Below are 19,564 nucleotides of genomic sequence, written 5' to 3' on the forward strand. Positions count from 1 at the left end.
ACGGCCAGATAGGGATTATTGGCACCACTGCCGTTGCTCACTGCTTGATCCAGTGCATACAGCGCACCTTGCAGCGTGGTCTGCGTGCCGCCGTTGACGAGATCGTAGGTCGGCCCGGTAACTGCGCCGGTACTCGGATCGATCGATGCACCGCCGCCCAGCGCGGTGACCATCGGCTTAAGCTGGCTCACGTTGACCGCATCCGCGGCGGTGATGCCCGCCTGCAGGCTGACCAACCGGCGCGTGACACCGCTGGCCGCGTTGCCGATCGAGACCGTCATCGGCGTATCGGCCAGGCTGTCGCTGCCGATCGCCACCGATTGTGTGGCCGAGGCGCGCGCGCGCGCCCCCATCGCCGTCGCGTCGGCCACCGTCGCCAGCGACGCCAGACCGATCGCGATTGCGTCCTGGCCGATGGCATTGGCGACGGCACCGGTGGAGTTGACCTTGACGTAGGGCGTGCCATTGCTGATTTCGCTGCGCAGCTCGTCCACTGCATCGGTCAATTGCGTGAGGTTCACCGCATCGGTGGGCTGGATGCCGGGCGCGACATTGAGGATCTCCACCGGGCTACCCACGCTGCCAAGCACGATCAAGCTCTTGGAGGGATTGCTATAGGTCACCGCCAACAACGTGCCCGTCTTCGGATCAATCAGGCCGCTGTTGTCCCACGTGTTCTGCAGCGCGCTCAGCTGTTGGTTGGTGTCATACAGCTGGCTGCCGTTGATCGCATCCGTGCTCACAGGCGATACCACGCCAGGGGCAACGTTGACGAGCTTGCGTTTGAGCGTGATGTTGCCGAACGAGACCGTGTCATCGACGTCGGCAAGGGAGTTTTTGCCGATCGCTATCGCATTATCGCCCGTTGCATTCGTGTTGCTGCCCAAGGCAATGGCATCGCTGCCGCTGGCCCGGGCGTTCGGGCCGGTGCTGTTGACGGCCAGATACGGGTTTTCCTCGGTGGTCGCTTCGTCCAGTGCGCTGAGCGCCGCTTGGAGGGTGGTGTATTGATCGCCATTGGCGAAGGTATAGGTGGGGCCGGTCACCGCGCCGGTGCTCGGATCGATCGACGCGCCACCGCCGAACGCCGCCACCATGGGCTTGAGCTGGTTCACGTTCACCGCGTCTTTGCCTTGCGTGCCCGGCGCGAGGTTCACGATTTGACGTTCGCTGCCCACCGCACCCACGGCAACGGTGTCGTTGCGCGTGGTGGAGCTGTGCGCGCCCAGCGCCACGGCATTGGAGGAGGCAATCGTCGTCGCGCCAACGCCGATCGCGGTCGAACCGCTAATAGCCGCTGCAGCTTGACCGATCGCCGTGGCGTCGAAGCTCGCCGTGGCACCTGCACCAATGGCGGTATCGTTTTTATTGCGCGCCTTCGCCGCATCGCCTACGGCAACACTGTTTTGCGCGGAGGCCGCCTCATTGCCAATCGCCACCGTACCCGGATAGCCGGCAGTGGTGCTGGTGCCGATGGCAATGGAGTTGGTGTGGAGTTTGTTGGTCGGCGGATTGGCATTGACACCGATGGCAATCGCGCCATCGGCGAGCGCCAAGGCGGTTTGGCCAATGGCAATGGCGCCATCCGCGCTGGCATCGGCGTTACTGCCGATCGCTACCGCTTTATCGCCGGAGGCGTCGGCATCATCGGAACCATTAGCGGGACCTTCGGCTTTGAAGTAGTGCAAGGTTTCGAGCCCGGCTTCTTCCAACTCCTTGACCTGGTCGCCGATGGCGGTCAACGCGCCATCCAGTGCGTCCAGCGCAGCGCCGACATTGTTCTGCGTGCCACCATTGACCAGCGGGTAGCTGGGCGCACTCAGCGTGCCATCGGCATTCACCACCGAATTGCCGTCCAAGGCGCTGGCCACGCTATGGGCCGTGCCGTACAACTGACTGCCGTTCACCGCATCGGTGCTGGTGGACGCGATGATGCCCGGCTCCATGTTCACGATCTTGCGCCGTACTTTGCTGCCGCTCACCGAGATCGTGTTGGCTTCGGTTGCGGCGGAACTCGCGCCCAAGGCCACGGCATTGGCGGCTGATGCATTGGCGGCGTAACCAAGCGCTACGGAATTGTTAGCCGCCGCAGTCACCGCCGCCTGCTGTCCAATAGCCGCTGCATATTGGGCACCCGCCGACGCGCCGCTACCGATGGCAGTCGCGTGATCGCCACTGGCCGTTCCTTGGATAGCAATACCGTAGCTATTGGAGGCATTCGCACCTGATCCGATGGCGATGGCGTAGGTATCGGTGGCGTTGGCCGCCGTTCCCATCGCCAGAGCTCTATCGGCGTTAGCTAATGCGCCGCGACCCACCGCCAGTGCACCGTAGCCCGTGGCATTGCCTCCATTGCCTAGAGCCGCTGCAGCGTCACCGGTAGCGTGACAATTTTGACCCACCGCTAACGCGGACCAGCCACTGGCGCTTGCGGCAGTCGTGCCGCTACCCAGCGCCACGGAACCATTAGTAGAAGCATTAGCGCTCGTGCCCAAAGCCACTGCGTAATCGCCAGTCGTTGTAGCACTATCGCCGATTGCTGCTGAGGAACTACCGGTCGCGCTACAGTCGGAACCCAAAGCCACAGAACCATAGAGTCCCGACGCATTGGCATTTAGACCAAGCGCCACGCCCTTCGCGTATGACTTCGCGTTATTACCGATCGCTAGACCGCTATAGTCATAATAATTAAGGCCGTCGGTTGACTGCCTTGTCGCAAACGCGCTGCTTCCGATGGCGATAGCCCCTACTGCATTTGCACCGCTTCCGATCGCAACAGCGTAAGGTGTTCCGGTAGCACCGCTTGCACTGGCCGCCGTGCCACCAAGCACCTTGATGTAGGTGTCCTCCAGCGCGGCATTTATGCCGGCCGATTTCGCGCCGGTACCACCCTTGCCTTTCGCCACACGCACACCTGACGGGTATCGCGTGCCAGATGGCCCGTCGTCTCGCGCCAACGCACGGGCGATATTCTTGGCCAATGCGGCCTGAAGACCGCCCGGCATCGTGCGTGCTTGCGACTTGACCTGATTTTGGGAGTGACCGTTGTGCTTTTTCATGGCGACGCGTCCTTATCAGCAATTGGCAAGGAATGGGGGTTTGCGCCACGCAGACGCGTGTCATCCCAACGTTGCATCGACACGCTACGTTTTTGAAAAACAGTCACGCACTCGGCACCGGCGCTACTTAGCGTGTGCGCGCGCTTTTACATGGCGGAATGTCGAGGGGTTTCTCCAGCGCAGCAGGCGGTACCCGGCACATCGCGGTCGAGAGAAATTAAGCGCTGGCGAAACGATGCAGCAATCGGTCGACGGAATCCCTCCGTAAAGCAAACGCGCGAAACGCACCGTCCTTCGCCACGTGCTATCACCGTAGCAAGGCGGTCTAAGTGTCGCTAAGCATGTTGCTGCCCGATGAAACGAGGGCTGTGACTTACAAGCTGAAACGGATGACGCGGTCTACTATCAGCGCTGCCGTACGCATCCCGAAGGGTGGTCGGCACCGCTGAGCGTGGCATGGGCACCGTTAATTCTCAGTGTAGACAAGGGCAAGTGTTGATTAATCGCATGCGCAAAAAATCACAAGATGAATGCACGCGTGATCGCACCGTCGCCACGCTCTGCGCGCAGCTAATCCTGCTGCCCCTCATCGGCCGCCGCGCCCTGTTGCGATGATGCAGCCACAATGCCGTGCTCCATTGCATAACGCAGCAGATCCACATCCCGTTCGATACCCAGCTTTTGCATGGCGCGCACTTTCTGGGTGCTGATGGTCTTTTTGCTGCGGTTTAGGCGCTCTGCAATCTCGTTGATCGTCAGGCCGCCGGCATAAAGCCGGAGCACTTCAAGTTCGCGTTTGCTCAAAGGCTGCGGCGCATTGCCGTTGCGACCGTTCAGATCGCGCATGCGCACGGTTTTCTGGACGGTCGGCGAATAGTAGGTGCCGCCTGTTGCCGCCGCATGGATGGCAGGAATCAGATAGCTCACCGCATCGGCTTTGCTGACCACGCAGGAGATACCCAGGTTTTGCAGCGCGCCGAGCACGGCCGGGTTGTCCAGCATCGTAAATACCACCAGTTTCACCGCGGGGTAGCGGCGCCGGATCAGCGAAAACAGCGCAATGCCGTCGCCATGTTCGTTGCCTGGCATGGAATAGTCGGAAACGAGCACATCGCAGCAGTCCGTATCGAGGAGGCCGAATAGCTCGGTCGAATTGGCCGCCGTGCCGGTCAATTGAAAGGTACCCACCGAAGACAGGCCGTGGTGAATCCCGGCGATCATTGCTGGATGATCGTCCGCGAGGACCACTCTTAAGGAAAACCCTTGCATTTGCGGCCTTTGGACCCGTTGCGCATTCAACAGCATCCCACCACAACCCGATGCAGGCGGCTGGCACCAGCGAACGGGAACGGCGCCGATCATAGGCCAGTTTGCTCGCACTTGCAGCACGACCGGCCACGCCCCTGAAGCGTGCGAGAACGGCCGGCTGCGAGCACGCGGCCCGGCCCGTTATGATCGGCCTCTGTCATTCGCCGTTCGCCAAAGGAGTGCGCCATGCTGATCCGACACCGAATCGTTGCAAGCACTGTCATGGCCATGGCATGCAGCACGTCTTTGGCGGGGGTGGCCGATGGCCCGTCGATGACGCTGTACCGCAGCGACAGCCCTTCCTTGTACGCCAGCAGCGGCGGCGGGAATGCCGACGACGGCTACGCCGTGATACGCGAGCAACGCGACGTCATCTTGCAAGCCGGCGTGCATGACCTGGTGTTGGGTGATCTGCCCAATCATCTGGATGCCGAAGCGATGGCGCTGGGTTTTCCGGGCGGAGAGGCAAAGGTCATTTCACAGCGCTTGCTGCTTGGCCAAGGTCCCAATGCGGCGTTGACCGGCCTTACCGGCAGCACCATCAGCGTGCTCGGCGATAACGGGCAACCGCTGGCCAATGGCACCCTGTTGCGCGCGGGCGAAGATGGCTTGGTCGTGCGCGGCAGCAACGGCACCACCTTGATTCGGCAATACGCCGCCGTGAATACGGAAGGCGGCCATTTCCCCACCGGTTCGAGCTTGAGCTTGCGCGTGGATGCGTCGCGGAGCGGGCACGCCGACGCGGTGCTCAGTTATCCCACCTCCGGTATCGGCTGGCGCGCGGCGTATGTCGCAACGCTGCAGCCGGGCAATGCATGCAGCATGCAATTCGAATCGCGCGCCAGCATCGCCAACCGCAGCGGTCGCGATTGGCAGGCCATCAACCTGACGCTGATCGCCGGCGAGCCGAACTTCGCCAAGGCCTCAGCGCCACGCCCCATGATGATGCGCGTGATGGCCGCACCTGCAGCAGCCGAGGCGATGCCCGAACAATCGGCCGTAGGCGACTATCGCAGCTACACGCTGCCCGCACCGGTCGACCTGCCCGATGGCAGCATCAGCCAAGTACCGCTTTATGCCGCTCGCACGATGAACTGCGAACGCACGGCGCTGTATGAGAACGGTGGCGGCTGGATGCCGCCGCAGCCCATGATCAACGATGCGTTCAATACCGATAACAACACCAGCATCATCAGTACGCTGGGCTTCAAGGCCTTCGACAGCCTGCCCGCCGGTTACTTGCGCGTATTGACCGCCGATCGCAACGGCGTGCCCCAGTTCATCGGTGAGGGGCGCATCAATGACACGCCCAAAGGCAGCGATGCCACGATCACCCTGGGCACTGCCTTCGACTTGCGCGGCCAGCGTGCGCGCACTCAGTTCCACGTAGACAGAAGCGGTCGCACGATGGACGAAGCCTTCCGCATCACGCTCACCAACGCCGGCCAGAGCGCGCGCACCGTGACGGTGCGCGAACATCCCAATCGCTGGCGCCAATGGACGCTCACTTCGTCCAGCGTCAAACCCGCCAAACAAACCACGGACACGCTGGACTTCAAGGTCGACGTGCCTGCCAACGGCAACGCCGTGCTCGACTACGCTGTGCATTACACCTGGACGGCTGACGACCAGCCGCAATCCTGATCACTCCACTGGACTTGTCATGCTCACTATCACCCAACACGACGCCGTGATTGACATTCAATTTGCGCGCCCGCCAGTCAATGCGTTGAACATCAATCTACTGCGCGCCTTGCAAACGGCCTTGACGGATGCCGTACACACGGGTGCGCGCGGCATCGTGCTATCCGGTGCGCAGGGCATGTTTTCCGCAGGCGTGGACGTGCCTGCGCTGCTTGCGTGCGATCGCGCGGGTGTGCGCGAATTCTGGCGCGAGTTTTTCGTCACCTGTGCCACGCTCGCACGTCTGCCGGTACCGGTTGCTGCGGCCATTACGGGACACAGCCCTGCCGGCGGCGCGGTGCTTTCGCTGTTCTGCGATTACCGTGTGATGGCGCAAGGCCCCTATCGCATCGGCTTGAACGAAGTGCAGGTGGGCTTGATTGCACCCGATTGCATACAGATGGCGTTGCGTCGTGTGGTGGGCGCATATCGGGCCGAACGCCTGCTTGTTTCCGGTGCACTGATCGACGCCGAACAGGCGCTGGCGTTTGGATTTGTCGATGAATTGACGACCGTGGAGCAGGTGACCACACGCGCCCTGCATTGGTTGAACGAAACGCTCGCCCTTCCTGCGCATGCAATGTCGGGTACGCGTCAGATCGCACGTGCGGATCTCATCGCCGCCTATGCCGATGTGGATGCGTTGCCGATCGATACATTCGTGGATGCGTTCTATCATCCCCAAACGCAAGCGACCTTGCAGGCGCTGGTGGCGCGGCTGAAGAGCAAAGCGAAGTAGCAGCACTTATGCCCTCTTCCCTTCAGGGAGGGGGCGCGTGGCTAGCCCTTCGCGATGGGGCGCGATGTGTCGCTGATCCAACCACTCCACGAGGGCGCATACACGCGTGAGCCGGGCATCCCTGCATGCTCCATCGCCAGCACGTTGTGGCATGCGGTGACGCCCGAGCCGCACATGTGCACGATCTGCTCGGGTGCGTGATCGCCGATCACGGCATGAAATTCCTGCCGCAATTCGGCGGGCGACTTGAAACGACCATCGGCTTGCAGGTTATCGGTAAACGGACGGTTCACCGCGCCGGGTATGTGTCCTGCCGCGCGATCGATCGGCTCCACGTCACCGCGATAGCGCAGTGTTGCGCGCGCATCGATCAACAGGTCGCCGTGCAAACCGGCGACAACGGCGTGATCGAGCACCACTTGGCTGCTTTCATAGTGCATGCTGACCTGCGTCGGCAGCCGTTGCACGGTCGCCTGCGATACCGGCAGCTTGGCCGCTTTCCACGCCGCCAAACCGCCATCGAGCACAGCGGCCTCGCGTACGCCGCACAAGCGCAGCAACCACCATAAACGCACCGCCGCCAACGCGCCGTTGCTCGCGTCGTAGCTCACCACCTGCAAACCCGGCCGCCAGCCCCAGCGTCCAAGCACAGCAGAAAAATGGGCTTCCGATGGCAGCGGATGACGCCCAAAACCCAGCGATTCGCGACTGAGATCGGAGAGATCGCGATCCAGATGCGCGAAGACGGCGCCGGGAATATGTTCGCTGTTGTATTCGCGCTCGCCTTTTTGTGTATCGGCCAGATCATGTCGGCAATCGACAATCAGCACACCATCGGGTGGCAGCGCGGCGAGTTCTTCGGCAGTGATCAGGGTGCTTTTCATGGGTGCTCCATCTTCTGCAGCAGATTGTGCACGATGGCGGCCGTCGCGCCCCAGATACGATGGCCTCCGTACTGGAATTCTACCATTTCGCGTCGATGGCCGCGGTAATCCATCACGTAGCGCTTGAGGTTTTCCGGTTCAAGCAAGAAGGTCAGCGGTACCTCGAACACTTCGGCCACTTCATCGGGTGCGGGATGAAACGTGGCTTCGGTGGCGATCTGCGCCACCACCGGCGTAATGCAAAAACCACTGATGGTTTCAAAGCAATCCAGGTAACCCAGCGGAGTGACCAGCGAGCGATCAAGGCCGATCTCTTCTTCGCTTTCGCGCAGCGCCGTGGTGAGCGCGTTGGCATCGGAGGCATCGACGCTGCCGCCAGGAAATGCAACCTGTCCCGCATGAGAACTCAAATGATCCGTACGCAGCGTGAAAACCACGCGTTCGTCGCGCAGGCCGATCAGCACGGCGGCAGGTCTGCACTCAGTGTGGCCGATCAGCTCGGTCATGACGTCGTGATTCCAACCAGGGGCGGTCGGCGGCTGCGACAAAGGGCGCAAGGCGCGCAGCAGCGCCTCCATCATGCCGGTTCGCGCGCGGGCAGCACCGCGTCCATGTAATGTGAACGCTCGGCGTCGCTCATGCTTCGCCAGCGGGCGATTTCATCGCCGGTGCGATAGCAGCCTTCGCAATAGCCGCGCGCATCCAGCCGGCAGATGCCGACACATGGACTCAAAATGGCTGGAATGGGAAGCGGGGAATTGTTCGACATGCGCCCGACATGCTAATGCAAGCCGGGAACCGCGAACAGGGAACCGTGCCGGCTTCAGGGGCTAGGCGCCTGCGGATTGGGCGGTTTGATGTCGAGCAGTTCGATGTCGAACACCAGTGCCTGGTTCGGGCCGATGCGCGGCAGCGCGCCCTGCTCACCATAGGCGAGCGCTGGGGGAATCACCACCTTCCAGTGATCGCCCACGTGCATGCGCGGAATCACGTATTGCCAGCCACGAATCACCTTGTCGACGGGGAACGTGACCGGCGCTCCGTGCGCCCAGGTGCTGTCGAATTCAGTGCCGTCGATCAGCATGCCACGATAATTGACGGTCACCATGCTATTGACGCCCGGGTTGACCGTGCCGTCGCCCTTCTTGATCACCGAATACTGGATGCCCGACGGCAACTGCACCACGCCAGTGAGCGTGGCGTTATGCGCCATGAAGTCGGCGCTTTTCTTCGCATTTTCCGCGGCGATGCGCTTGAACTCGGCCATGGCCTGATCTTGCATGCGCGCACCCAGGCTCACCAGCTGGTTGTACATATCCTGCCTGGCCACCGCTGGCGGGCGCTTGGCGTAGGCATCCTCGATGGCCTTTTCTAATACGGCCATGTCGACCGGGACGTCACCTTCGGAGAACTGCGAACCGATCCGGTAGCCGATCGCGTAGGAAAGCTTGTGCTTGTCCAGCTTCACTACCTGAGGTTTTTGCAGGGTAGGTGCATGCGTCGTCCCCTGCGCCTGGACCGCGCATGCGGCAAGCAGCGAGAGAATCGGAACCAACCAACGCGTACGTACCATCACTTTCTCCACGGTGCAGAACCGCCCAATGCCTCCGTGCGAACGCGCGCTATCGGCGAGCGGTCGCCCTGCGAGCAAACAAGACTGGCGCGGATGACCTGGAGACATGGGCGGGCTCTAAGCATACGGCGAAAGCCATCATCCTAAGCGGTTCGCTCGCCCGATGCAGCTAGTCCGGGCACACGGCGCAGTGAGGAGGCGGTTCCATATCTCCAGGCGACAATGGCTGGGCGGCACAATCGAACGCCCCAAAGGAGACATCGAACAGGCTTTGAGAAAGCGCGAAGTGGCAAAGGTTCCCGCTGCTAGAATTGCTGCTTTATCTTCACCCGGAGTCTGCCGTGGCCTACCGCAACCTTGAGATCGGCAATCGTGGCGCCGTACGCGTCATTACCGTCAATCGCCCGGACAAGCTCAATGCACTCAATCGCGAGACCTTGAACGAGCTGACCCTGGCCTTCAGCCAGGCCGCACAGGATGATGCCGTGCGCGCCATCGTGCTGGGCGGCGCTGGCGAAAAGGCCTTTGTCGCCGGCGCGGACATCAGCGAGATGAATGGTTACACACCGCTGCAGGGGCAGAGCTTTTCGCGCACGGGCCAGCGCTTGATGAGCAGCATCGAGCGACTCGGCAAGCCGGTGATCGCGCGTATCCAGGGTTTTGCGCTGGGCGGCGGCATGGAACTGGCGATGGCCTGCCATCTGCGCATCGCCAGCGAGAAAGCCAAGTTCGGCCAGCCTGAGATCAACCTGGGGCTGATTCCCGGCTTCGGCGGTACCCAGCGTCTGCTGCGACTGGCAGGTCGCGGCGCGGCGCTTGAATTGTGCCTGACCGGAAGCACCATCACCGCCCAGCGCGCGTATGAACTGGGCATCGTCAATCGCGTGGTCGCGCCCGAGGCGCTGGACGAGACCGTCAATGCATTGGCCGATCAATTGGCGGGCGCCGCACCCGTGGCCGCAGCCAACATTCTCGATACCGTGCTGCAAGGTGGCGAAGCATCGTTGGATCAGGGGCTGGAGTTCGAAACCCAGGCGTTCGCGCTGATGTTTGCGACGGAAGATATGAAGGAAGGTACCAGCGCGTTTTTGGAAAAGCGCAAGGCGGCTTTCAAAGGTAAGTAGCACACCCTGCATGTGCTAAACGGTTTCCCTCCCCTGCTTGCGGGGGAGGGAGTGCATCGCGCAAGAGCGCCATCCAATGGGCGATGCCGACCGCTCAATGCTCGCCGCGGTATTTCTTTTCACCGGCCGTAATCTTCAGATCCAGGCGATTTTCCGGCGGCGCAAGCGGACAGGTTGCGAAGGGCGTGAACGCGCACGGCGGGTTGTAAGCCTGGTTGAAATCCAGCACAACCTTGCCGTTCTGAGGTAGTGCGGCATAGAGAAATCGTGCCGCGCCATAGGTTTCGTGCCCGGACGTGCGATCGGCCAGCACGAAGAACAATTCGCCGCCCGGCTCTTCCTGATACGGCAGCAATTCATAGGTGTGTCCATCGCGCGTGAACACGGCTTTGCCCGGCACTTTCACGGTGTCGATGGTGCCGATCACCGAGCCCATCTGCAGATCGTGCGGCGGATCGAACGGCACCCAGTCGGCCACGATGTGCCAGGACGGATCGATCGGAAAATAATCGATACCGAGAAAATGCTTGCGCGTGGCCGCTTCCGTGTCCTTCACGCGCAACGCCTTGCGGCCTTCGCGATCGATCACGTAGAAGTTCGCTTCACCGAACGCCACCTTGGTGGGCTGCGCATGACCGATGACATGCATGTCATCGATCAGCGTCGCCTCGTGCACCGGCTTGCCGTCGACCGTTGCGCCGCTGCCCGGCGCGAGCGTGATATGCACCCGCCCTTTTGCGTCCAGCGTCACGACACCAAGATGCGCAGGGCCGGCTTGCAGCACGATGTCATTGTCGGACGCACTGCCGACCTTGTTAGCTCCTTGCTGCAGCCATTCCAGGCCGATCAGGCTGAGCCAGCCGTCCGGCGCGGTGAGTCGTGCAACGCGTGCCGCGCGCCATTGTTCGATGCTCTGTTGATAGGCATCCGGCGCCGTGCTGGGTTGAGAGGGATTGGCATGCACGAGGGTCACTCCAGTACTCAAGATCAATCCGGCCAGAACATTACGCCACATGGGGTTCGCTCCGCGCGTTGCAAGGAAATTCAGGATATCCGGTATGGACGTCCATTTCCGAGCCAGACCAGCGGCATCTTAACGACCACGAAGAAAAAGCTTATCCAGTTCCGTCATACCCAGCTGTATCCAGGTAGGGCGTCCATGATTGCACTGCCCGGATCGCTCGGTCGCTTCCATATCACGCAGAAGTGCGTTCATTTCCGGAAGCGTAAGGCGCCGCCCTGCCCGTACCGAACCATGGCAGGCCATGGTGGACAGTAATTCGTTTTCCAGCTCCTGCAATTGGCGAGAGCTGCCATGCTGCGCCAGCTCATCCAACACGCTGCGCGTGAGTTCGGCCACATCCGCGCCGTCCAACAGGGCCGGAATGCGCCGTACCACCACGGCGGAAGGCCCGCTGCGTGAAAGCTCCAAGCCCCAGTCCGCCAGCGCGTCGCCATACTCTTCCGCCGCAGCCGCTTCTTTTGCGCTGACGGGAACCGACAAAGGCACCAGCAACATCTGCGAGCGGAGATTGCTGCAGGCGCGTCCGTTTTTCAGTCTCTCGTAGGTGATGCGCTCGTGTGCGGCGTGCATGTCGACCAGCACCAAGCCGTGCGCATTCTCCGCAAGGATGTAAATGGTCTTGAGTTGCGCGATGGCATAGCCCAGCGGCGGCGCCTGGTCATCGCTCGCTGCGGGCATAGGTTGTGACGATACAAACGCCGGCGCTTCAATCACGTTGCCGAGCAACGCCGCGTAGTCTGCCAGCGGTTCTTCACGCACACCCAGGTGAAGGCGGCTTTGCGCTGCACTCTGGGGCCAGCTGCCGCTGGCCTGCCGGCCGAAGGCCTGCGCCACCGTGGAGGCAGTGCCCGTATCGTTCTCCCAAGCCGAATCGTCGGGCGTGGTTGCGGCCTGACCCGCGCGCGTCTGGGCAAGCGCTTCATGCAGCGTGCGAAACAGAAAATCGTGTACCAGGCGCTGCTCGCGAAAACGCACTTCGCTCTTGGCCGGATGCACATTGACGTCCACGCCAACAGGATCCAGCTCAAGATAAAGCACGAACGCAGGATGGCGACCGTGGAACAGCACGTCCGCATACGCTTGCCGCACGGCATGGGCCACCACGCGATCGCGCACCAGACGACCGTTGACGTAGAAATACTGTGCATCGGCTTGCGGTCGCGACGCCGTCGGCAACCCCACCCACCCCGACAGGCGCATGCCGGCCGAGGCGTGATCGATGCGCAGGCTTTGCTGCGGAAAGGTTTCGCCCAGCACTTCGGCGACGCGGGCGAGCATGGCGTGCTGATCGCGCGCCGCTTTCCACACGCGCACCGATTTGCCGTTGTGGCTCAGCCGAAATTCCACGCCGCTGCGCGCCAGTGCCAGCGACTTGAGCAGATCATCGATGTGCGCAAACTCCGTGCGTTCGGCGCGGAGAAATTTTCGGCGCGCAGGCACGTTGTAGAACAGGTCGCGCACTTCCACGCTTGTTCCCTGCGGATGCTGCGCGGGGCGCGTCTCCTGCATGCGGCCGCTGTCGACTTCGACACGAAACGCATTGTCCACCCCACGCAATCGCGAAGTGATCGCAAAACGCGCCACCGATGCCATGGATGCAAGCGCCTCGCCGCGGAAACCCATGCTCGCCACGTGTTCGAGATCATCGAAACTGCCGATTTTGCTGGTAGCGTGCGAGGCCACGGCCAGCGGCAGATCGTCGGCAGCGATGCCATCGCCGTCGTCGCGTACGCGGATGAGTCGCGCACCGCCCAGTTCCACGTCGACTTCGACGCGTGTGGCGCCTGCGTCGAGGCTATTCTCGACCAGTTCCTTCACAACCGAAGATGGTCGCTCGATCACCTCGCCCGCGGCGATCTGATTGATGAGTTCGGGAGGAAGCGGGCGAATCCGTAGCATGGGGCGCAAGCTTAGCAGCGCCCCGCCCTGGCAACTATCCGGAATCGAAGCACTTAGCTGTTGGGAATCACCAACATCGTGCCCGTGCGCACGCTGTTGCTGCTGATGCCGTTGATACTCTTGAGGGAATCCACACTCACGCCGTACTGCTTGGCGATGCTGCGCAATGTTTCGCCATCGGCGACACGATGCATGTCGCGCACGTCCGCATCGGACGGACCGTCGGCACTGGCGACTGTGTCCGACGACTTGGCCGTTGCGTCGCTACCGATCAAGACGCCCTTGCGACGCGCAGCTTCCATGGCAAACCACGTGCCGGGCGGCGGGTCGCTCATGAAGTAGCCCTTGACGCCATCCATGATGGCGTCGGCCAGCTGTTGCTGATGGGCTGGATCACGCAATTTGTGCTCCTCCGTGGGATTGCTGATAAAGGCCGTCTCCACGAGGATTGAAGGCACGTCCGGCGAGCGCAACACCACAAAATTGGCGTGTTCCACATAGCCGCGATGGGTGGGGCCCAACGCCGAAAGTGCGTTCAGGACATCTTGCGCCACGGAGTCGCTGGCCTGCACGGCCCAGCCCTGCTGCATATCCAGCAGTACGGAGGCGAGGCTGTCGTTCTCCGCGGCCAGCGAAACGCCACCAATCAGATCGGAACTGTTTTCACGATCGGCCAGCATCTGCGCTGCCACCGAGCTCTTGCCGCGCGGGGACAGCACCCACACGGATGAACCGCGCGCGTCGCTGCTGGTGTACGAATCGGCGTGGATCGACACGAACAGATCGGCCTGGTTCTGGCGGGCGATTTCATAGCGCTGCTTGAGCGGAATGAAGTAATCGCCGTCGCGGGTGAGGATCGCCTTCATGCCGGGCTGGCGGTTGATCAACGCGGCCAGGTTGCGGGCCACGGCGAGCGTGACGTTCTTCTCCAGCGTGCCATCGGGGCCATGCGCGCCCTGATCCTTGCCGCCGTGGCCGGCATCGACCGCCACGATCACCTGGCGCTGACTGTTCAGAAGTACGGCCGCCTGACGCGTCGTGACACCCTTGCGCGAGGTCAACTTACTGCTGGCGTTGACCACGGCAGGAGCCGGAGCATCTTGCCTATCCACGCTGGGCGCGGGTGGAACGGCTTGGCTTGACGCCATATCGGCCACATCCGCGTTGCCGGGCGCTGCAGGCCTACCGCTGCCGGGATAAAGGTCCAGCACCAGCCGGTAACCCGCCTGGCCGGACGGACCGAGCACGAAGGTCTTCGCCTGGCTGGCCGGCGCCACCGATGCCGTAAAGCGCAGGACATTGCCTTGCATGGTGCTGCCAAGGCTCTTGAGGAGCCCCTGCGGCGGGGCCGTCACCCGGCCAGCCGTCTGGCTGTCGGGCAGCTCGAGCACAAGCTGATCGCCCTGCTGGCTGAGCTTATAGGTCGCCGGACCGGAAAGATCGAACACCACTCGGGTGTAGTTGGGACCGGCCCAGATGCGGGCGTCCCTCACTTCGGCGGCTTGCAAGGTAAAGCCTGGCATCGCCGCGAGTAGTGCGGTACCGATCAAGCAATAAATGCGTGTGAGATAGCCCCTCATGGTGGCGCATTGAAGCTCACCACATTCCTGAATGCAAGAGGTTTTCCTTTAAATTTCCATAACCTGCATGGTATTTGTCAGATGGGCTCAAGCTATCGACCCTAAACCACGTATTTTTCGAACCATCGCCGGCAGGGACGACCGCTCACTTTTTTCAAGCTCAGCCAGTATTTACGTTGCGCCAGCGCGATCCAGACTGGCCATCACGCGTTCGCCGCGCACGGTTTTGGCTTGCAACCGCGCGTGACGCCCAAGACCCCGGTAACCGAGGTGCACGTCCAGATCGGGGCCGGGTAATGCCCCTCGCCCACGCTCAGGCCACTCCACCAGCACGACGGCGGCGGGCTCGGCCAGCGCATCCAGGCCTAGCCATTCCAGTTCGCCCGGATCGGCGATGCGATACAGGTCCAAGTGCCAGGCGGCCCGACCATCTTTCGCCCGGTAACCTTCGACCAAGCTGTAGGTGGGACTCTTGATGCGCTCGCCGACGCCAAGTTCGGTGAGAAGCGCGCGGGCGAGGCTGGTCTTGCCGGCGCCCAGCTCACCACGCAGGTAAATGACCAAGCCGCTATCGAGTGCAGCGGCAAGCCGCGCCCCCAGCGTGCGCGTAGCGTCTTCGTCCGCAAGCTCCCAATGCGTTTCAGTCATGCATCTAATCCATTGACGAGCGCGCGCAGCGGATCCAGCAAATCGGTGGCAAGCATCCCGCGCTCACCTCTGCGCGCGGCGGCATCGCCAGCTCTTGCATGCAGGCCAACCCCCATGCGTGCCGCGTCCCATGCGGAACAGCCTTGCGCCATCAGTGCAGCGATCACGCCTGTCAGCAAATCACCCATACCACCACTACCCATACCTGGATTTCCCCACGGACAGACGTCTAGACGTCCATCCGGATGAGCGATGAGACTGCCCGAACCCTTCAGTACACATACGGCACCGTAGCGCCGCGCCAACTCACGTGCCGCCGAGAAGCGATCTGCTTGTATCTCTGCCGTGGAGGTTTCCAGCAATCGCGCCGCCTCGCCAGGATGCGGGGTAATCACCGCCGCGCTTGCAAGCGGACGATGCTCGCGCGCAAGCAAGTTCAAGCCGTCGGCATCGAGCACCAGGGATTTGCCGCTATCGAGCGCGGTCAGCCACAAGGCGTGCCCCCATGCACCCTGCCCCAGGCCAGGGCCCACTGCGAGCACCGTGGCACGCGAGAGCAACGATTGCAGTTCCTGCGGTCCATGCACGCCATGCGCCATCAGCTCAGGACATGCGCTGTTGAGCGCGACCAGGTTTTCAGCACGCGTGCCGATGCTCACCAACCCCGCACCGCATCGCAATGCCGCTTGCCCGCACAGGCGAATGGCACCTGCCGTGCCCGTATCGCCGCCGATCGCCAGCACGTGTCCACTATCACCTTTGTGCGCATCACGTGCGCGCGGCGCCAGATGCATGGCATCGAGCAACGAGGCATCGGTGGGCATGCCTTGCCAAAGGATGTCGGGCAGGCCAAGCGTGTCGATCTGAATCTCGCCCGCTTTCGCAGGGCCCTTGCCGGTGTACAAGCCACGCTTGGCGGCGATGAAACTCACCGTCGTCTGCGCGTGAATCACCGCACCAGGACAATGACCGGTGTCGGCATTGAGACCCGATGGAACATCCAGCGCCAACACCGGCACGCCTGAGGCGTTGATGCGCTCGATCAAGGCGCCAGCGGATGCATCGGGCGCCCGGTTCAAGCCGGTTCCATACAACGCATCCACGTACACATCGGCGCCGGGCAATGACGCATCCTGCTGCCAGCCGTGGGTGATGCTGGCATCGCCCTGCCACTTTTCGCGCGCCAGCACGGCATCGCCGCGCGAGGTATCGCTCAACTCGACCACTTCCACACGCACGCCGGAACCGTACGCGAGGCTGGCGAGCAGATAACCATCGCCACCATTGTTGCCGGGACCGCAGAAGACAACGATCCGGCGCGCCTGCGGCCATTGCCGGCACAAGCAGGCAAAGGCGGCCGTGGCTGCCCGGCTCATCAGCTCGAAACCGGTAATGCCGAGGTCGTCGATAGCGCGCCGGTCGAGGGCGCGCACCTGCTGGACGGTATAGAGATCGCGATGGTGCGTGGCTGCGTGCATCGGGCGATTATAGGGATGCGGCGGGCAACGACTACAATGTGCGTATGTCCGCGCCCGTTCTCCCCGATTACACCGCGCTTGCCCTCGACATCAAGCGCTGGGCGCGCGAGCTTGGCTTCGCACAGGCCGGCATCAGCGGCGTCGCCCTGGAACCTGACGAACGGCACCTGCAGCGCTGGCTGGAGGATGGCTACCACGGTGACATGGAGTACATGGCCCGGCATGGCACCAAGCGCAGTCGTCCGGATGAGCTTGAACCGGGCACGCAGCGCGTGATTTCCGTGCGCATGGATTACATGCCACCCGGCACGCAGCATGCCTGGGAGGTGATCGGCGACACCGATGCGGGCTACGTGGCGCGTTACGCGCTCGGCCGCGATTATCACAAACTGATGCGCAACCGCCTGCAAAAACTGGCCGAACGCATACGCGGCGCGATCGGCGATTTTGGCTATCGCGCTTATGTCGATTCCGCACCGGTGCTGGAAAAGGCACTCGCGCGCAACGCAGGACTGGGATGGGTGGGCAAGCACACCGTGCTGATCAATCGCCATGCCGGCTCATATTTTTTCCTGGGCGAGCTCTACACCAATCTGCCGCTACCGGTCGACGAGGCCGCCAGTGCGCATTGCGGTACATGTCGCAAATGCATTGATATCTGCCCGACGCAGGCGATCGTCGCACCCTATCGACTCGATGCACGCCGCTGTATTTCGTACCTCACGATCGAACTGAAAGGGTCGATTCCGCACGATTTACGCGCACCGATGGGCAATCGCATTTTTGGCTGTGACGACTGCCAGCTCATTTGCCCATGGAACAAATTCGCGCAGGACGCGACCGAGCCGGATTTCGCACCGCGGCACAGCCTGGATGGCGCAAAGCTGGTGGAATTGTTCGCGTGGAGCGAAGAGCAATTCCTGCAACGTACCGAAGGCATGGCCATTCGCCGCACCGGTTATGAGGGCTGGTTGCGTAATATCGCGGTGGCGCTGGGAAATGCCCCGTCATCAGAAGAGGTGCGCACGGCACTGCAAGCACACGCCGATCATCCGTCGGCCATCGTGCGCGAGCATGTGGCCTGGGCGCTGGCGCGTCACGGCTAGATGCCGCTCAAGCCACTGAGCCCCGGCATTCGTCGGGGCGATGGGCTGAGTGTTTTTTCCCTGAAGGAAAAAAAGCGAGCAAAGAGGCGATTACGCCGCCGCCATCTGCTTGGGAATCGAGCGATTCGTGTGGCTGATGCGGTTGTCCTTGTCCACGTAGACGAGCGTCGGCTGGAATTTCTCCAGCTCCGCCTCGTTGAGGTGTACGAAGGCCGCAATGATGACCAGATCACCCGGCTTCGCACGGTGCGCGGCGCTGCCGTTTACCGAGATGATGCCGGAGCCTTCTTCGGCACGCAGCGCGTACGTGACGAAGCGCTTGCCGTTGTCGATGTTCCAGGCGTGGATCTGCTCGTATTCGCGGATACCCGATGCATCGAGCAGCAGGCCATCGATAGCGATCGAACCCTCATAGTGCAGCTCCGCGTGGGTCACGGTCGCACGATGGATCTTCGCCTTCAGCATGTTCAGTTGCATGACTTCATCCAGCAGGAACTGCCTGCATAGCTCACCATTATCCTGCCGCCGCAGCCATGGCTGCAACGGCGCCTGGCCGCTACATGGGGGGTACCGGTCAGCCGTTCAATCCCGAAAGCCCTCAGTCGAACAACAGGTTATCGATCAACCGAGTGCTGCCTAGCCGCGCCGCGACCAGCGCCACAAGGCCTTCCTGCTCGCTCTCACCGGGCTCGGAAAGGTCTTCAGCGCGCCGGATGGCGGCGTAATCGGGGACAAAGCCCGCCCGTTCCAGCTTGGATGCCGCCGCCTGCTCCACCACCTTGCGGGCATGGCCTTTGGCGATCAGGTCGCGCATCTGCTGGAGGATTTCGTAGATCTGAGGGGCGAGCGCCCGGTCGGCGTCCGACAGGTACTGGTTGCGCGAACTGAGCGCCAACCCGTCCTCGGCACGCAGGGTCGGGCCGCTCATCACTTTCACCGGCAGCGAAAGGTCGCGCACCATGCGCTCGATCACCTTCAGCTGCTGGAAGTCCTTCTGGCCGAAGATCGCGATATCCGGCTGTACCAGGTTGAAGAGCTTGCACACGACCGTGGCGACGCCGTCGAAGTGACCGAGGCGATGAGCGCCTTCCAGTGTTTCGGTGAGCTCGGGCACATGCAGGCTCACGCTTTTGTCCGCCCCGAAGGGGTACACGGCCGAAACGTCCGGAGCGAACAACACATCGCAACCCGATTCAGCCAGACCCGCCTGATCCTGCGCGAGCGTGCGCGGGTAACGCTCGAAATCCTCGTTGGGACCGAACTGAGTGGGATTGACGAACACACTCGCCACCACGCGATCGGCACGGGCGCGCGCCAGTTTCACCAGTGAATGATGACCCGCGTGCAGGTTGCCCATGGTCGGCACAAAACCTATCGTGTGCCCTTGCGCACGCCACCCACGAATGGTGGCGCGCAAGGCCGCCGCATCTTGAATCGTTTGCATTAAAAAGGAGTTCCG

The 19,564-nt window shown here is 62.2% G+C and carries 15 protein-coding genes and 1 pseudogene; 4 read left to right on the plus strand and 12 right to left on the minus strand.

The genetic code is table 11. The annotated features are described in order from the left end of the window. Both DWU98_RS20645 and DWU98_RS20650 read right to left on the minus strand, forming a co-directional pair. The coding region (locus tag DWU98_RS20645) for a YadA family autotransporter adhesin (RefSeq protein WP_230474975.1) at positions 1 to 3,059 on the minus strand (3,059 nt) is incomplete at its 3' end. Between the two features lie 570 nt (positions 3,060 to 3,629). Further along, positions 3,630 to 4,421, minus strand: coding sequence for a response regulator transcription factor (locus DWU98_RS20650; protein WP_329955412.1), 792 nt, complete (start codon positions 4,419 to 4,421; stop codon positions 3,630 to 3,632). A gap of 132 nt (positions 4,422 to 4,553) precedes the next feature. On the opposite strand from DWU98_RS20650, the gene DWU98_RS20655 reads away from it, so the two are divergent. Further along, entirely contained in the window at positions 4,554 to 6,011 is a 1,458-nt protein-coding gene (locus DWU98_RS20655) for a DUF4139 domain-containing protein (protein ID WP_196239557.1), read from the plus strand. Between the two features lie 19 nt (positions 6,012 to 6,030). Further along, positions 6,031 to 6,789, plus strand: a complete 759-nt coding sequence (locus DWU98_RS20660; protein WP_115497481.1) for an enoyl-CoA hydratase/isomerase family protein — start codon at positions 6,031 to 6,033, stop codon at positions 6,787 to 6,789. Between the two features lie 41 nt (positions 6,790 to 6,830). On the opposite strand, the gene DWU98_RS20665 is transcribed toward DWU98_RS20660, so the two are convergent. The 3 genes and pseudogenes from DWU98_RS20665 to bamJ all read right to left on the minus strand — a co-directional run bounded on the left by DWU98_RS20665 (position 6,831) and on the right by bamJ (position 9,246). Further along, positions 6,831 to 7,673, minus strand: a complete 843-nt coding sequence (locus DWU98_RS20665) for a sulfurtransferase (RefSeq protein ID WP_115497482.1) — start codon at positions 7,671 to 7,673, stop codon at positions 6,831 to 6,833. After that, a pseudogene (locus DWU98_RS20670) lies at positions 7,670 to 8,442 on the minus strand (CoA pyrophosphatase). The gene DWU98_RS20665 and the pseudogene DWU98_RS20670 overlap by 4 nt, the downstream one beginning before the upstream one ends. Positions 8,443 to 8,496: 54 nt before the next feature. Then, complete coding sequence (gene bamJ, locus DWU98_RS20680; RefSeq protein WP_115497485.1) at positions 8,497 to 9,246, minus strand: BamJ family beta-barrel-assembly machinery protein; 750 nt, start codon at positions 9,244 to 9,246, stop codon at positions 8,497 to 8,499. 341 nt (positions 9,247 to 9,587) lie between these two features. Here bamJ and DWU98_RS20685 point away from each other — a divergent pair, with 341 nt between their 5' ends. Further along, a complete protein-coding gene (locus DWU98_RS20685) occupies positions 9,588 to 10,370 on the plus strand; it encodes an enoyl-CoA hydratase/isomerase family protein (protein WP_115497486.1) in 783 nt (260 codons plus the stop codon). Between the two features lie 94 nt (positions 10,371 to 10,464). Here the strand turns inward: DWU98_RS20685 and DWU98_RS20690 are convergent, their stop codons facing one another. The 5 genes from DWU98_RS20690 to DWU98_RS20710 form a co-directional block, all read right to left on the minus strand. Beyond that, on the minus strand, positions 10,465 to 11,385 hold the full coding sequence (locus DWU98_RS20690; RefSeq protein ID WP_115497487.1) for a DUF1684 domain-containing protein: 921 nt from the start codon (positions 11,383 to 11,385) through the stop codon (positions 10,465 to 10,467). Between the two features lie 78 nt (positions 11,386 to 11,463). Continuing rightward, the gene (gene mutL, locus DWU98_RS20695; protein WP_115497488.1) at positions 11,464 to 13,293 is read right to left on the minus strand and encodes a DNA mismatch repair endonuclease MutL; all 1,830 of its coding nucleotides are present in this window, start codon (positions 13,291 to 13,293) and stop codon (positions 11,464 to 11,466) included. A gap of 53 nt (positions 13,294 to 13,346) precedes the next feature. Next, positions 13,347 to 14,873, minus strand: a complete 1,527-nt coding sequence (locus DWU98_RS20700) for an N-acetylmuramoyl-L-alanine amidase (protein ID WP_115497489.1) — start codon at positions 14,871 to 14,873, stop codon at positions 13,347 to 13,349. Between the two features lie 171 nt (positions 14,874 to 15,044). Further along, positions 15,045 to 15,521, minus strand: a complete 477-nt coding sequence (tsaE, locus tag DWU98_RS20705; protein WP_115497490.1) for a tRNA (adenosine(37)-N6)-threonylcarbamoyltransferase complex ATPase subunit type 1 TsaE — start codon at positions 15,519 to 15,521, stop codon at positions 15,045 to 15,047. Further along, entirely contained in the window at positions 15,518 to 16,999 is a 1,482-nt protein-coding gene (locus tag DWU98_RS20710) for an NAD(P)H-hydrate dehydratase (protein ID WP_115497491.1), read from the minus strand. The genes tsaE and DWU98_RS20710 overlap by 4 nt, the downstream gene beginning before the upstream one ends. Positions 17,000 to 17,043: 44 nt before the next feature. Between DWU98_RS20710 and queG the strand changes: the two genes are divergently transcribed. Next, on the plus strand, positions 17,044 to 18,105 hold the full coding sequence (queG, locus tag DWU98_RS20715) for a tRNA epoxyqueuosine(34) reductase QueG (RefSeq protein ID WP_115497492.1): 1,062 nt from the start codon (positions 17,044 to 17,046) through the stop codon (positions 18,103 to 18,105). Between the two features lie 90 nt (positions 18,106 to 18,195). Here queG and panD read toward each other — a convergent pair whose 3' ends face one another. Further along, positions 18,196 to 18,582: an aspartate 1-decarboxylase gene (gene panD / locus DWU98_RS20720; protein ID WP_115497511.1), complete on the minus strand. Its 387-nt coding sequence runs from the start codon at positions 18,580 to 18,582 to the stop codon at positions 18,196 to 18,198. A gap of 121 nt (positions 18,583 to 18,703) precedes the next feature. After that, positions 18,704 to 19,549, minus strand: a complete 846-nt coding sequence (gene panC, locus DWU98_RS20725; RefSeq protein ID WP_115497493.1) for a pantoate--beta-alanine ligase — start codon at positions 19,547 to 19,549, stop codon at positions 18,704 to 18,706. Between the last annotated feature and the right edge of the window lie 15 nt (positions 19,550 to 19,564).

The sequence above is a fragment of the Dyella monticola genome (assembly GCF_003363155.1).
Lineage (GTDB): Bacteria > Pseudomonadota > Gammaproteobacteria > Xanthomonadales > Rhodanobacteraceae > Dyella_B > Dyella_B monticola.